This window comes from Variovorax sp. dw_954 (assembly GCF_018449755.1).
Lineage (GTDB): Bacteria > Pseudomonadota > Gammaproteobacteria > Burkholderiales > Burkholderiaceae_C > Variovorax.
Window position 1 is genome coordinate 256,215 of sequence record NZ_JAAVVD010000004.1, and the last position, 14,650, is coordinate 270,864.

Here is a 14,650-nt window from a genome sequence, read left to right on the forward strand (position 1 = left end):
TCATCCCTTGCCCATGTCGCTTGCGGCGCTCCCGCAGCGGCTGCCGTCGCGCCAACCGCGTTCGGGGCTTTGGCTGCATCTGGTCGCACTCTGCTTGCTCCTCGCGTGTGGCAGCGCCACGGCGCAAGCCAGCCGTAATGTCCTCGTCCTGTATTCCAACGGCAGGCTGGTGCCCGGCAACGTCGATGTCGAGGCCGGACTGCGAGCATCGATCGTCAGCACCATCGACAGGCCGGTGCACATCAACAGCGAATTCCTCGACCGGCCCGAGTTCGTGGGAGATGGCTACGAGCAGGTGATGCTTGCGTACCTGCGCGACAAGTACGTGGAGCATCCGCCGCAGGTGGTCGTGGCGGTCGGCCGCGATGCGCTGGACTTCCTGCTGCGCCAGCGTTCGCAGCTCTTTCCGGGCGTGCCCGTGGTGCATGCCGCGGTCATCGCCGCGATGCCGCCACGCCTCGGCCCGCTGCCCGACGACGTGGTCGGCGTTCCGATCGACTACGACATCCAGGGCACGGTGCTGCAGGCCTTGCGCTGGCATCCCGCGGCGACGCACTTGCTCGTCGTCACCGGATCGACGAAGCGCGACCGCGAGTGGGAATCCATGCTGCGCGAACGCACCGCGCCGTTGCGCGATCGCGTGCAGATCGAGTTCGCAGCCGGCGTGCCCACCGACCAGCTCGAGCGGCGCCTCGGCAACCTGGATAGAGACTGGCTGGTGCTGACAGGCGGCTTCTACCAGAGCGGCAACAGCCTGTGGTCCACGCCGCGTGACGCGGCCGAGTTCATCGCGCAGGCATCCGCCGTGCCCGTCTACGGGCCGATCAGCACCTTCATCGGCACGGGAGTGGTCGGCGGCCGGGTGCCGCGCTTCCAGAACGCCGGCGACCAGGCCGGCGAGATCGTGAACCGGCTGCTCGACGGTGAGCCGCCCGCCTCGCTCAAGCTCCCCGCGGTGATGGCCAATACGCTGATGGTCGACTGGCGGCAGGCGAATCGCTGGGGCATCGCCGACGAGGACATCCCGCTCGACGCCGTGGTCCAGTTCAAGCGGCCTTCGTTCTGGGAGACCTACCGGACGGCCGGCCTGCTGGGCGGTGCGGCCATTCTTCTGGAGACCGGCCTGATCGCGCTGCTCCTGTTCGAGCACCATCGCCGACTCAACGCGGAGACCGCGCTCGCCCAGCGGGGCACCGAGCTGGCGCACGCCTCGCGGCTGGCGGTCGCCGGCGAACTCACCGCATCGATCGCGCATGAGATCAACCAGCCGCTGGCCGCCATCCTGTCCAACGCCGAAGCGGCCGACCTGCTGCTCAAGTCGGGCCGCGGCAGCCCCGAGATGCTCGATGCCATCCTGGCCGACATCCGGCGCGACGACATCCGCGCCAGCGAGGTGATCTCGCGATTGCGCACGCTGCTGGCCCGGGAGGTCGGCAAGCGCGAGCCCTTCGAGCTCAACGCCGCGATCGCGGATGGTTGCGAGTTGCTGGCTGCGGAAGTGCGACGGCGCGACATGCGGCTCGCGGTGCGTCCTTGCGCAGATCCGGTGCAGGTCGTCGGCGACGCGGTGCAGCTCCAGCAGGTTCTCATCAACCTCGTCATGAACGCGATGGATGCCATCGGCGACCGACCGGAGAACCGCCGCTCGATCCGGGTGGCGACCGTCGAGCAAACCGAACATGTCGAGATCAGGGTGAGCGATCGCGGCGAGGGCGTGACCCCGGAGAACCTGGCCAGGTTGTTCGATTCCTTCTTCAGCACCAAGAGCCGCGGCATGGGTCTTGGACTGTCGATCACGCGCAGCATCGTCGAAGCGCACGGCGGAAGAATCTGGGCCGTGAGCACGCTCGGCGTGGGCACCACGTTCCACATCCAGTTGCCGAAGTACGTCCAGGCAAGCGGCGCGCCGATGCAGCACACGGGCCCCGAGGCGAGCCATCCGGGAGAGCCTCATGCGGGCCACGCCGCTGGCGATCCTGCCCGGGCATGAAGTCCTGCAGCGGCCTGCGTGCTCGTGCTGGGTCCTGGCGAAGATGGGGGCTTGGTTGCCATTCATCTCTCCATTGGTTGCAGACCTTCGGCGCAGCATCGTGGCAGGGCATGCGGCCTTTGGAAATCAGAACGACGGGCAGCCGATTTGCCTCGAAGGGCAATCGCTCGCCAGGCTGTAGACGCGTGCCTTCGCTGCATGCATAGTCGCGTCCGAACGCGCCATGAACGATCCATCCGCACCATCGCCTACACCATCGCCCGCCCCAAGGTCCGCGAACGACCTCGCGCAGGAGCGCACCGACCTCGCCATCGATCGCACGGTGATGGCAGCGGACCGCTCGCTGATGGCCTGGGTGCGCACCGGCCTGTCGATGATCAGCTTCGGTTTCACGATCTACAAGATCATCGAAGGCTTCACGCAGCAAGGCGGCCAGGTGCACAGCGCCAGCATGGCGCGCAACGTCGGTCTCTTCCTCACGGGCCTCGGCACGGTGGCCGTCGTGATGGGCACCGTCGAATACTGGTATCGGCTCAAGGGCCTGCGCCGCGACCGCCCGAACCTGCGGATCCTGCAGCCCTCGCTCGTGATGGCGCTCGTCATGTCGGTTGCGGGCGTGCTCATGTTCCTCGGCATCGTCTCGCGCGTGCTCTGATGCATGAGCTGCTCGAACCCTTCGTCCGCACCTGGGCGGACATCACCAACGGCAGCCATCGGCATGTGCCGCTGGCTTTCCGCTTCATCCTGCAGCCCTGCGTCGCGGCCTTCTTCGCCTGGCGTGCCGGCCGGCAGGACGCGCGCGAAGGCCGTCCGCTGTACTTCTGGGGCCTGCTCACGGACTCCGCCCACCGGCCCGACGCGCTGCGGGAGGGCTGGAAGCACATTGGCAAGGTCTTCAGCCTCGCGATCGTCATGGACTGCGTCTACCAGCTCATCGAGCTGCGCTGGATCTACATCGGCGAGGCCTTGATGATCGCGACGCTGCTCGCGGTGCTTCCCTACCTCGTGGTGCGGGGCCTGGTGCATCGCGTGCTGCGGTCGCGAAAGTAGGGACTGCGCCTGCGCTGCCCCAACGTGCAATTGGCGGCGATGCGATGCCTCGGGAGAATGCCCACTCCCCGCCACTCCCGCTGCGCATGCGCCAGAACCCTGTTGTCCACGTCATCGACGACGACGACGCCCTGCGCGTCGCGCTGCTGCGACTGCTCGACGCGGCCGGCCATGAAGCGCGCGGCTATGCATCGACTGGAGAATTCCTCCTCCATACGATGCCGCCCGAGCACGCCGGCTGCCTGTTGCTCGACGTCAACCTGCCCGGCCCGTCCGGCCTGGAACTGCAGGAAGTGCTGGAGCAGCATGGCTGCACCTTGCCCGTGGTCTTTCTCACCGGCCGCGCCGATGTCGCCTCCGGCGTGCGAGCGATGAAGGCCGGCGCGGTGGACTTCCTGCAGAAGCCGGTGCAGCGCGAGACCCTGCTCGCCGCGCTCGAGCGCGCGCTTGCCAAGGATGCCGCCCAACATGCACTGCGCGACGAGTCCCGGGAGCTGCATGCCTTGTTTGCCAGCCTGACCCCGCGCGAGCGCGAAGTGTTCGACCTCGTGATCGCGGGCAAGCTCAACAAGCAGATCGCGGACCAGCTCAAGACCAGCGAGCGCACGGTCAAGACGCATCGCGCGCAGTTGATGCTGAAGCTCGGCGCCGAGTCCGCAACGGATCTGGGCGCGCTCGCCGAGCGGCTTCGCCGGACAGGCTGAGCGCATACCCCGCGCGGGGACCAAGTCGAGATGGCAAAGCCACATCAACTCAAGATCTTGGGCCGCGGCTGCAGCACGCCCGCCAGCGTGGGGAACAGCAGCACGCTCAGCAGCGCGGCGCCGAGCAGCGCCGCCGAGGCGTCCGGCCTCATCGAGCCGGTGTGCGAGCCGATCTCGCTGATCACGACGACGATCGACAACGACGGCACCGCAGAGGACAACGCGAAGGGCAGCGACTCCCCCTTGGCCAGCTGCCCGCGATAGAGAAGCACCGGCACGCCACGCACCAGCAGGAAAAGCAGCGCGAACGCCGGCACCAGCAGCATCGTCCTGGTGTCGCGAGCGAGCGCGGTGATGTCGAACTTGATGCCGGTGCCGACGAAGAAGAAGGGATAGAACCAGGCGAACGACAGGGTCTCGAGCTTGTGGCGCAAGGGTTTACCGACCGGCCCGCGCGTGGCCTGCCCCACCACCATGCCGGCGGCGAACGCACCCAAGATGTTCTCGAAGCCGAAGGACTGCGCGATCAGCAACATCACACCCAGCAGCAGCAACGAGAAGCGCACCGGCATCTGCGTGCTGCTGTTGATGTGCCGGTCCAGCATGGCCTGCAACCGCGGCGGCCGCGCGCGCAGGCCCGTGACGATCGCAGCGCCGACGATGACGAGGAAGACGAGCAGGAAGCCGGCCTCCTTCAGGCTGCTGTACTGGGTGGACAACAGCACCGACATCGCGACGATCGGCGCCACCTCGCCCATGGTGCCGGCCGCCATGAGGAGCCGGCCGAAGCGCGAGTCCATCCGTCCGTCGTCGCGCAGCGCGGGCACCAGCATGCCGAGCCCGGTCGTGCAGAGTGCGAGCACCGTCATCAGCGGCGCATCGACGTTCGGAATGAGGTGCATCGCCCCCACCACGGCGAGGCCCACCCCCACCGACAGGACCCAGCCGCCGACCCCGAGCAGCAGCGGCCTTCCCTTGATCTCGCCGAAGTCCAGTTCGATGCCGGCCATCAGCAGCGTGGCCGCCATGCCGAAGGTGAACATGTGCAGGATGAAGCCATCGAAGGTCGCGAAGCCGAGCACGTGCGGACCGATGACGATGCCCAGCGAGACCTCGAACACCACGACCGGCACCCTGGATCCGATCGGGATCTCGCCGAGCAGCGGCGCCAGCACCGATGCGACGAGGACCCAGAAGACCGGTATGTGGTTCAAGGGAGTGACTGCGGGTGATGTGCCCGCCATGGTGCGATGTCGCGAGCCGCAGAACCATCGGGTCGAAGGGCAGGCGAGCTTCCCTTTCGGGCAGCCGGATTGCCCAACGACCCGCTTTCGCCGGGCCGGCGCGCGCGCAATGATGAGACGCGATGAACGCATCCATCAGAAAAGGACGGCAAGCCATGACCCTGCTCACCCGAGGCGTCGGCCGACCCGGCAACCCCTGACGCGTTGCGGTCGCCACCGGTCCGCTCGATGAACCCGATCCCCAGCGGCGCAGTTCTTGTGGTGGACGATGACGACAGCATGCGGCAGGCCATCGAGCGGTTGCTGCACGCAGCCGGATCGAACCCGCGAACGTATCCGTCGGCGGAAGCGCTGCTGGCCGAGAGCCCTGTCGAAGGCGCCGCCTGCATCGTCACCGACTTCCAGTTGCCGGCGATGTCCGGTCTGGAACTGCTCACGGAATTGCGGTCACGGGGCAACCAGACGCCGGTGATCGTGGTCACCGCGCACGACGCGCCAGCGCTGCGGCAGGAGGCGATGCGGCGCGGTGCGTGTGCCTACCTGGCCAAGCCCTTCCTTGGCAGCGACCTGCTCGCCGCGATCGAAGTGGCGCGCGGATCGGCGCCCTCACCTACCGCCGAGGATGCATGACTACTGCCGCGGGACGACGCGCGCGCCTTCGCCGCTGCCTTCGATGTAGACGCGTTGCCCCACGCGCAGGCCCGGGTTGACAGGCTGCGAGATGGACAACAGCACGCCGCTGCCGGTGCGCACGACGACCTGCTGCCCCGGCGCGGGCTGGTCGTATCTCTTCTGCACCTCGTTGCCGGCCACGGCGCCACCCACGGCGCCCAGGACCATGGCCACGTCGCGCCCGGTGCCGCCACCGATCAGGCTGCCGATGCCCACGCCCGCGAGCCCGCCAGCGACGGCGCCGAGGCCTGCGTGATGGTTGCTCTGCAACTGCGTCGGGGTGATCTGTTCGATCGTGGCCTGGCGGACCTCCATCGCGCCGGGTTGCGCGCCAGGCGCCGCGCAGGCTGCAAGCGCCACGGTCAAGGCCACAGCGACGATACGGGAAACGAGATGACCAGTCATGAATGCTCCTTGGGTTGGGATTCGTGCATGCAACGCAGGAGGAAGGCCTTTGAGTTGCACACGCGCGTGAGACCTTGAATTTACGCAATCCAACATATCGCTGGCCACAATTGTTGATCAATTGTTATAATAAAGTTCTAGGGTGTAGCGCCGCAATCGTGCGGTGCACAGGTCAAGCGTCGGTCGGGCCGCCACGCGGATGAACCACGACCATGCACCACAGGCCTCGCGCCCCGCGGCATTCCCACGCGACCTCGAATCAAACTTCGCACGATCATGTCGACTCGGCATGGCTGCCTGAGGGCTCGACCTCCACATCCACGCCGAGTGCCCGGCGGGCGCGCGATGAATTGCCGTGGCGCAAGTTGATGCGTGCAATTGCCGGCAAGAGGCAGCCATTCCATCGACGGACACCTCAAGAGCTCGCGCGGTTCCTGGAGCAACAGCACGCGGGCTGCAAGGCGCCGCTGCTTGCGGAAGATGTCCTGCAGATGATCCACGAGGGCCGCGGCGAGTTGGTGGCAAGCCGATCGGCGCTGGCCTTCGTCGTCGACCACGGGCCGCAGGTGGGCCTTGAGCTTCGATACCTGTTCGTCATGCCCGGCCACCGCAAGCGTGGTGCAGGCCGCGCCTTGATCGCAAGGTTGCGCGCCCGGTATGCAGACTTTCAATTCTTCTGCAGCTTCCGGGATGCGCACTGGATACGCTTCGCGCAGCTCGCCGGCTTCGAACCCCGCCAGCACGACGACGGCCTGTGGCATGTGACGACCGCGCCCGCTCAATTGCAGGGACATCCGGCACCCAGCCAGTCGCTTCGCGCGCCCGGTTCGCATGCGCCGGGCTCCGCACCGGACGGCGCAGGAATCCAGCGCCCGGGTCGACCACGGGGCAGGTTCGCGCGATTCCTGGGCCGTCTGCGCGGCCGTAGCGACCGCCGCGGTTTCATGCCTTGAGGCCTGAACCGCCCGGCGCGGCAACATGCGCTGCGCCTGCAGGCGCTCGCGCCGGCTGGGCGCGTGAACCCCTGGGCCGAAGGCCGACTACGACTGCTGCCCGAGCAGCCCGCGCTTCGCCAGGTTGCGCATCAACGCCCCGATGCCGAAAGTCCAGCGCTCGGCCTGCTGCGAATGCACGACCCGGTTGGTCAGCGCGCCCAGTTCGGGGGCCGAGACCGTTACCCAGTCGCCCACCATGTGCGTGAAGCCCTGGCCCGGGCCGTGCCGGTCCTGCGTCGGCGCGAACATGGTGCCGAGGAACAGCATCAGGCCATCGGGGTAGTCGTGATGCCGGCCGATGGCCTGGCTCACCAGGTTGAGCGGATCGCGGCTGATCTTCGAGAGCGAACTCGCGCCTTCCATCTCGAAGCCGTCCGGCCCGGTGACCTGCAGGCCGACCGTGATGCGGCGCACGTCCGCGATGCCGAAGTGCTCGTCGAACAGGCGAATGAACGGCCCGATCGCGCAGGAGGCGTTGTTGTCCTTGGCCTTGCCGAGCAGCAGCGCGCTGCGGCCTTCGAAGTCGCGCAGGTTGACGTCGTTGCCCAGCGCCGCGCCGCGCACGTGGCCCTGGCTGTTGACGGCCAGCACGACCTCGGGCTCGGGGTTGTTCCAGACCGAGCCTTCGTGGATGCCCGCATCGGCGCCGGTGCCGACCGCGGACAGCACGGGCGCCTTGGTGAAGATCTCGGCGTCGGGGCCGATGCCGACCTCGAGGTACTGCGACCACACGCCCTGCGCGATCAGCACCTCCTTGACCTTCGCGGCTTCCGGCGAGCCCGGCACGATGCCGGCCAGGTTGTCACCGAGCACGCTGCTCAGCCCGGTGCGGATCGACTCGGCCTTGGCCGCATCACCGCGCGCCTGTTCCTCGATGACGCGCTCCAGCAGGCTTGCGACGAAGGTGACGCCGCTCGCCTTGATGGCTTGCAGGTCGCACGGCGCGAGCAGCCACGGCTTTTCCGTGTCTCGCAAGCCTTCGTCGCTGTTGGCCAGCACGTCGTCGAGCGCGGCCAGGGACGGGGCGGAGCCGTCTTTCAGGGCCGCACGGATCTTCGCGACCGGCACGTCGAGTTCGAGCAGCTGGCTGGCGGTGGGCGCGATGTGCGACAGGTCATGCAATTGCCCCTGATGCACCGCCACCAGCACCGGCCCGACATCCGGCTGCCACATGCGCCCGACCAGCGTGGCGCGGTCGGCATCGGCTGGCAAGGCTTGCTGGGAATTGAACGTGGCTGTGGGCATGGAGGTCTCCGGAGGCGGTGGTTTCGGGAAGGCGGTCTGCGACGCCGGCATGCAGGGCCGGCGCGCGTGCTGCGTTTCGGCAGCGTTGTGCGAGCTGCCGATTCAACCACGCTGAGGCGCATTGCGCACGCATCGAGGTGCGAGCGGCCAGGCTGCGGTCGCGGTGTGGCATCGGGCAGTCATCGGCTCGCTTGCGGAGACTCTGGACACGGCCCCATGAGGCGCTTCGCTACTTGCGAATCACCGCCGATCCATCCGGCTCGGTGCAATCTGCGCGGTAGACGCCGTAGACGTGGTGGGCAGCCACTTGACCGCGACGGCCCGTTCGGCCCACGGACTCAACGTGCAGCGGTCTGCGCGGCATGCGCTTGTGCGGCACGCACCCGCGCAACCTGCGCCGGCAGATCGGCCCACACCGGTTCCTGCGGCGCAAAGCGCGCCCGCATGTAGGCGGCCAGTTCCGCAATCTGCCGGTCGTCGAGCGCGTCGCGGAACGCAGGCATGAAGCCGATGTCGCGCGATGCCGGCTCGCGCACGCCGTCGAGAATCGTTTGCAGCAGGTTGTCAGGCGAGGCGCTCGTGAGGTTGCTGTTGAGCGCGAGCGGCGTGTTGACGCCGAGCAGGGTCGGGCCGTTGCCGTCATGGTGGCAACTGGCGCAGGCGCTGTCGAACATGCGTTGCGCGGGGCCCAGCAGCAGGCCCTGGCGGCTGGCTGCATTGGCAACGACCTGCCTTGCCTTCATGGCGGCGGCCGCTTCGGTCGATGCCGGGTTGAACGACGCGAGGTAGGTGGCCATGGCGCGGATGTCGGCATCCGCCACGGCGCCGAGTTCGCGCACCACCTCGGCCATCGGGCCGCCGGCGATGCCGTGCTGCGCGCTGTGCCCGTTGCGCAGGTAGCTGTAGAGCGCATCGGCGTTCCACGGCACCGCCGATGTAGCACGCGCGGTGAGCGCGGGGGCCTCCCAGCCGTCGACCATCGTGCCGGCAAGGTAGGCGTTGCCGCCCTGCTCCGCGCCGAGCGCGTTGCGCGGCGTGTGGCAGGCGCCGCAGTGGCCGAGTCCGTTGACCAGGTAGGCGCCACGGTTCCATTCGGCGCTCTGCGTGGTCACGGGTTGATACGGCGTGGGGTCATGGAACATCGCGTTCCAGAAGCCCATGAGCGGGCGCACGCTGAACGGGAACTTGAGTTCGGATGCCGGCGTTTCGTTGCGCACCGCGGGCTGCGACATGAAGTACGCATAAAGCGCGGTGAGGTCGTCGTCGCTGGTCTTCGCGAAGGCGGTGTAGGGGAAGGCCGGGTACAGGCGATGGCCGTCGCGCGAGATGCCTTCGCGCATGGCGCGCTGGAAGGCGCTGAACGACCATTGGCCGATGCCCGTGCCGGCGTCCGGCGTGAGGTTGGTGCTGTAGAGCGTGCCGAAGGGCGTTTCCATCGCGCGGCCGCCGGTGTTGGGTTGCCCGCCGGGCGCGGTGTGGCATACGGCGCAGTCTCCGATGGACGCGAGGATGCGGCCGCGCTCGATGGTGGCTTCGGTGTAGACCGGGGCGCTCAAGGCCACTGGCGCGATGGTGGAGCGCCAGCCGAACAGGCCGGCGATGGCGCCGATGCTGCCGAGGACAAAAGCCGTCACCCAGGCGGCCTTGCTCCTTCTCCCTCCGGGAGAAGGCTGGGATGAGGGTGCGGCTGAGTCAGCGCTTGGCGACCGCTCGCCCTCACCCCTGCCCTCTCCCGGAGGGAGAGGGAGTAAGTCCGGTGCACCTTGTCCTGGAGGGAGCGGATTCAACGCCGCCAGCACCACCTCCGGCGTGAACGGCGGCGAGCGGAAGCGCACGCCAGTAGCGTCGAAGATCGCATTGGCAATGGCCGCCGTCCCCGGCACTGACGACGACTCGCCTGCCCCCAACGCCGGCTCTCCGGGGCGCGGCATGTGGACGACATCGATCACCGGCACTTCGCGGAAGTTGATGATCGGGTAGCTGCCCCATTCGCGACTCGCCACCGTACCGGCGTTCGGCGTGCCCTGCGGCGTGAACCGCACCTTCTCCTTGAGCGCACGGCTGGTGGTCTGGATCACGTTGCCGTGGATCTGGTGTTCGACGCCGGCCGGATTGATGACCAGCCCGGCGTCATGCCCGACAACCACGCGGCGCACATGCACCTCGCCGGTCTTCTGGTTGACCTCGACATCGGCCACCCAAGCGGCCCATGCGGCGCCGAAGCCCGGCCACTTGCTGTGCATGTAGCGGGCATAGGCCACGCCCTGTCCGAAGAGGATGTCGCCACCGGCCCCAAGCCCGCCATCGGCGTTCTCCCGCGGCCCGGTGCGCATGCGCCAGCCGGCCTTTTGCGCGGTGGCGCGCAGCAGTTCGGCCGCGCGCGGATCGGGCAGGTGCCGCAGCCGGAATTCGACCGGGTCGATGCCCGATGCGGTCGCCAGTTCGTCGACGTAGGACTCGTGCGCGAACGAACTCGGCAGCGCCGACACGCCGCGCAGCCACGATGCGCGCACGATCGGCGGCATGTCGTTGACCTTGACGCGCAGGTTCTCGTACGCATACGGCGGGCGCGCAGTGCGGTCGCCCATCTCGAAGGCCTGCGCGACAGGCTCGATGGTGCGCGTCAGCAGCAGCGCGAGCGTGGGCGCGCCGTTCGAGGGGTACGAGGTCTCGAAGTCGTAGGCAGCCACGCTGCCGTCCGCCGCCAGCCCGCCATTGACCTGCATGAGTTGCGCGGCGCCCTTGGGCTCCCACACGTGCTCCTGCTCGCGCGTGAGCTGCACGCGCACTGGCGCATGAACCGCGCGAGAGAGGAGCGTGGCATCGGCCGCAACGTCGTCGGCGCCGTTGCGGCCGTAGCAGCCGGCCGCTTCCATGCGGATAACCTCGATGGCGACATCGGGCTGACCAGTGAGGCGCGCGAGGTCGGCGCGCAGCACGTGCGGGTTCTGCGTGCCGGCCCACACGGTCAGCATCGGGCCGCCATGCGCATGCGTCGAAGCGTCACCGCGCCAATCCGCCAACGCGCACGACGGGCCGATCGACGCATGCATCTGGTACGGCCACACGTAGGTGCGCGGCATCGGCTGGGCCGCGCCGGCGAGCGCGCCTTCGACATCGCCCTCGTCGACCAGCAGGCGCTGCGTCGACGGATTCGCACGCAGGGCGCCTTCGAGGTCATCCAGCGAAGGCAGGCCCGGCCACGCCTTCCATGTCACGCGCAGTTCGCGCAGCGCCTGCTCTGCATGTTCCTCGCGCTCAGCCACGACGCCGACGAAATCGCGGATGACGACGACGGCGCGAATGCCGGGGATGTGCGCGATCGACGACTCGTCGACCGATTCCAGCGTATTGCCGATGAAGTCGCCGTGGTCCGCGCCGGCATACGGCGGCCGCACGACGCGACCGTGCAGCATGCCGGGCACCCGCATGTCGTGCACGAACACGGTGTCGCCCGCGAGCTTGGCCGGGATGTCGACTCGGGGCACGCGGGTGCCGACGAGGCGGTAGTCGCCCACCGGCTTGAGGCGGATGTCGCCTTCGAGCATCAGCACGCTGCGCTGGCCTTGCAGCAACTCGGCGAAGCTGCGGCCCACCGTGGCATCGGCGCGCGCATGCACTCGGCCTTCGGTCACGGTGAGTTCGGCCTCCTGGATGCCGAGCCATTCCGAGGCCTGCGCGATGAGCCAGTGGCGTGCCTGCGCAGCCGCCATGCGCAGCGGCGCGGCATGGATCTGGATGGAGGCGCTGGCAATGGTGGCGCCCTGATTGGGAGCGCGCGAGGTGTCGCCGAGCACCATCTTCAAGCGCGCCAGCGGCAGGTCGAGTTCCTCGCACACGATCTGCGCGAGCGAGGTCTGCAAGCCGGTGCCGAGGTCGACGTGGCCGTTGAGCGCGGTGGCGCTGCCGTCGTCCCAGAGTGCGAGCAGGATATCGGGGCCTTCGGCTGGATTGCCGGGTACGCCGGGGGGCTGGCCCGGCGCGGGTGCGGGCGGAGGCGGGGTGTCGCGCACGATGACGAGTGCGCCATCGACCTGGAGGAAATCCGCGCGGGTGCGGGGCTGGTCGGCGCGGCGTGTCACTCCCTCTCCCTTCGGGAGAGGGCTGGGGTGAGGGTTTGCGGCGGTGGCATGGGCCGCGCTTCTTCGACCGCTGCGGCCCTCCCCCTGGCCCTCTCCCCGAGGGGAGAAGGGATAAATCCGGCGCTCATGATTTGGCGCTCATCAGCACGGCGGCGCGCCGCACGGCATCGAGGATCTCGATGTGCGTGCCGCAACGGCACAGGTTGCCCGACAGCTCGGCGCGGATGCGTTCCTCGCTCGGCTGCGGATCGCGTGCCAGCAGGGCTGCCGCCTGCATCACCATCCCGTTGAGGCAGTAGCCGCACTGCGCGGCCTGCGCATCCTCAAAGGCCTGCTGGACCGGATGCCAGTCTCCGCGTGAGCCCAATCCTTCGAGCGTGGTGATGGCGCGCCCGGCCACGCCATGCGCCGGGATCACGCAGGCGCGCGCCGCCACGCCATCGACCCAGACGGTGCAGGCACCGCACTGGCCGAGGCCGCAGCCGTACTTGGGCCCGTTGAGCCCGAGGTCGTTGCGCAGCATGTGCAGCAACGACGCCTCGCGCGACACGCCGGGCAGCTCGACTTCGCGTCCATTGACCGTGCATGCGAGCCCGCTGCTTCTCATGCGTCCGTCGTCAGGCGATGTCGGAGGACTGGATGCGCTTGACGCCCTTGGCCGTCATCTGCTTCCACGCTGCGGCCAGCGAGCCGTTGAGGTCGATGCCGCGCGTCGCGTCCTCGATCACGTAGACCTCGAAGCCGGCCTTGCGCGCGTCCATCGCGGTCCAGGCCACGCAGAAGTCGGTCGCCAGCCCGGTCACGAAGATCGTCTTGATGCCGCGTCCCTTGAGGTAGCCCGCCAGCCCGGTCGCGGTCTTGTGGTCGGCTTCCTCGAAGGCCGAGTAGCTGTCCATGTCCTTGTGGAAGCCCTTGCGGATGATGAGCTGCGCGGTGGGCAGCGCGAGCTCCTTGCCAAGGCCGGCGTCGTCCGTGCCCTGCACGCAGTGGTCGGGCCACAGCACCTGCGTGCCGTACTTGAGCTTCGTGGTCTCGAACGGCTTCTTGCCCGGATAGGTGCTGGCGAAGGATGCATGGCCTGCCGTGTGCCAGTCCTGCGTGACGACGATGTTGTCGAAGGCCGGCGCGAGCTTGTTGATGACCGGGATCACCTCGTTGCCGCCCTTCACCGCGAGCGTGCCGCCGTCGAGAAAACAGTTCTGCACGTCGACCACGATCAATGCGGAATTGCCGGCGGGCTTGACCTTGGCGGCCGCCCAGACGAGTTGCGGCGCGATCGCGGCCAGCCCGAGTGCGGCGCCGGCGTGGAGGATGGTTCTGCGTTGCATGGTGGTCGCTCCTGTGACGGTTGAGGAAACTTCTTCGGTCAAACGCTGATGTCAAACGCTGATGTCAAACGCTGAGGTAAGCGCGGCGCACTTCGTCGTTCGCCGCAAGTTCGTCCATCGAGGCCTGGTAGCGGATCTGGCCTTTCTCGAGCACATAGGCACGGTCCGACACCAGTTCCGCGAAGTGCATGTTCTGCTCCGACAGCAGGATGCTCACGCCCTGCGCCTTGAGTTCCAGGATCATGTGCGCCATCTGCTCGACGATCACAGGCGCCACGCCTTCCGACGGTTCATCGAGCAGCACGAGATACGGATTGCCCATCAGCGTGCGCGCCACCGTGAGCATTTGCTGCTCGCCGCCGCTCATGCGTCCGCCGGGGCGGTTCGGCATCTCGCCGAGATTGGGGAACAGCTTGAACAGCCGCTCCGGCGTCCACACCGGCGCGACGGAGCCGTCGGCCCAGCGGCGCTCGGGCTGCTTGCCGACTTCGAGGTTCTCCATCACCGTGAGATCGGTGAACACGCGCCGGTCTTCCGGCACGAAGCCAAGGCCCAGCCGTGCCGCGACGTGCGGCTCGCGCTTGGAGATGTCATGGCCCAGGAAGCTCACCGCGCCGCGCCGCTTGGGCAGCATGCCGATGATGGCCTTGAGCGTGGTCGACTTGCCCGCGCCGTTGCGCCCCATGAGCGCGACCACCTCGCCGCGCCGCACTTCGAGGTCCACGTCGTAGAGGATCTGCGCGGCGCCGTACCAGGCGCACAGCGCCTTGGTGGTGAGCAGGGTTTCCGGGGTGCTCATGAGGTCTCCTGAATGCGGACTTGACCGTACGCGAAGGGCGCGAAGATACGCGAAGGACGCGAAAGAAGACAAAAAAATTCTTTGCGGTTTTCTCTTCTTCCTTCGACTTCTTTTCCTCTTTGGTTTTCTTTCGCGT

13 protein-coding genes are annotated in these 14,650 nt (G+C 68.0%); 6 read left to right on the plus strand and 7 right to left on the minus strand.

Features of this window, described 5'->3' with window-relative positions; all coding sequences use genetic code 11:
* Nucleotides 1-94 precede the first annotated feature (94 nt).
* From HB681_RS09440 to HB681_RS09455, 4 genes are all read left to right on the plus strand, one after another.
* Nucleotides 95-1,990, plus strand: coding sequence for an ATP-binding protein (locus HB681_RS09440; protein ID WP_213954538.1), 1,896 nt, complete (start codon nt 95-97; stop codon nt 1,988-1,990).
* A gap of 223 nt (nt 1,991-2,213) precedes the next feature.
* Nucleotides 2,214-2,645, plus strand: a complete 432-nt coding sequence (locus HB681_RS09445; protein ID WP_213954539.1) for a DUF202 domain-containing protein — start codon at nt 2,214-2,216, stop codon at nt 2,643-2,645.
* Nucleotides 2,645-3,040, plus strand: coding sequence for a hypothetical protein (locus HB681_RS09450; protein ID WP_213954540.1), 396 nt, complete (start codon nt 2,645-2,647; stop codon nt 3,038-3,040). Before HB681_RS09445 ends, HB681_RS09450 begins: the two co-directional genes overlap by 1 nt.
* An 86-nt stretch (nt 3,041-3,126) precedes the next feature.
* A complete protein-coding gene (locus HB681_RS09455; RefSeq protein WP_213954541.1) occupies nt 3,127-3,744 on the plus strand; it encodes a response regulator in 618 nt (205 codons plus the stop codon).
* Between the two features lie 44 nt (nt 3,745-3,788).
* Here the strand turns inward: HB681_RS09455 and HB681_RS09460 are convergent, their stop codons facing one another.
* Nucleotides 3,789-4,958, minus strand: a complete 1,170-nt coding sequence (locus HB681_RS09460) for a cation:proton antiporter (protein ID WP_213954542.1) — start codon at nt 4,956-4,958, stop codon at nt 3,789-3,791.
* A 258-nt stretch (nt 4,959-5,216) separates the two neighbouring features.
* Here HB681_RS09460 and HB681_RS09465 point away from each other — a divergent pair, with 258 nt between their 5' ends.
* Nucleotides 5,217-5,618: a response regulator gene (locus tag HB681_RS09465; protein ID WP_213954543.1), complete on the plus strand. Its 402-nt coding sequence runs from the start codon at nt 5,217-5,219 to the stop codon at nt 5,616-5,618.
* Here HB681_RS09465 and HB681_RS09470 read toward each other — a convergent pair whose 3' ends face one another.
* On the minus strand, nt 5,619-6,065 hold the full coding sequence (locus HB681_RS09470; RefSeq protein WP_213954544.1) for a glycine zipper 2TM domain-containing protein: 447 nt from the start codon (nt 6,063-6,065) through the stop codon (nt 5,619-5,621). It abuts the gene before it with no gap.
* Between the two features lie 350 nt (nt 6,066-6,415).
* Here HB681_RS09470 and HB681_RS09475 point away from each other — a divergent pair, with 350 nt between their 5' ends.
* On the plus strand, nt 6,416-7,018 hold the full coding sequence (locus tag HB681_RS09475; protein WP_213954545.1) for a hypothetical protein: 603 nt from the start codon (nt 6,416-6,418) through the stop codon (nt 7,016-7,018).
* An 87-nt stretch (nt 7,019-7,105) separates the two neighbouring features.
* Here HB681_RS09475 and HB681_RS09480 read toward each other — a convergent pair whose 3' ends face one another.
* The 5 genes from HB681_RS09480 to HB681_RS09500 all read right to left on the minus strand — a co-directional run bounded on the left by HB681_RS09480 (nt 7,106) and on the right by HB681_RS09500 (nt 14,514).
* Nucleotides 7,106-8,305 carry a fumarylacetoacetate hydrolase family protein gene (locus HB681_RS09480; protein ID WP_213954546.1) on the minus strand — a complete coding sequence of 400 codons (1,200 nt, stop codon included), beginning with the start codon at nt 8,303-8,305 and terminating at the stop codon, nt 7,106-7,108.
* Nucleotides 8,306-8,643: 338 nt separating this feature from the next.
* Nucleotides 8,644-12,387 carry a molybdopterin cofactor-binding domain-containing protein gene (locus HB681_RS09485; protein ID WP_213954547.1) on the minus strand — a complete coding sequence of 1,248 codons (3,744 nt, stop codon included), beginning with the start codon at nt 12,385-12,387 and terminating at the stop codon, nt 8,644-8,646.
* A 124-nt stretch (nt 12,388-12,511) separates the two neighbouring features.
* Entirely contained in the window at nt 12,512-12,994 is a 483-nt protein-coding gene (locus HB681_RS09490; protein WP_213954548.1) for a (2Fe-2S)-binding protein, read from the minus strand.
* 10 nt (nt 12,995-13,004) lie between these two features.
* Nucleotides 13,005-13,715: a bifunctional nicotinamidase/pyrazinamidase gene (gene pncA, locus HB681_RS09495; RefSeq protein WP_213954549.1), complete on the minus strand. Its 711-nt coding sequence runs from the start codon at nt 13,713-13,715 to the stop codon at nt 13,005-13,007.
* A 64-nt stretch (nt 13,716-13,779) separates the two neighbouring features.
* Nucleotides 13,780-14,514, minus strand: a complete 735-nt coding sequence (locus HB681_RS09500; protein ID WP_213954550.1) for an ABC transporter ATP-binding protein — start codon at nt 14,512-14,514, stop codon at nt 13,780-13,782.
* Nucleotides 14,515-14,650: the final 136 nt, after the last annotated feature.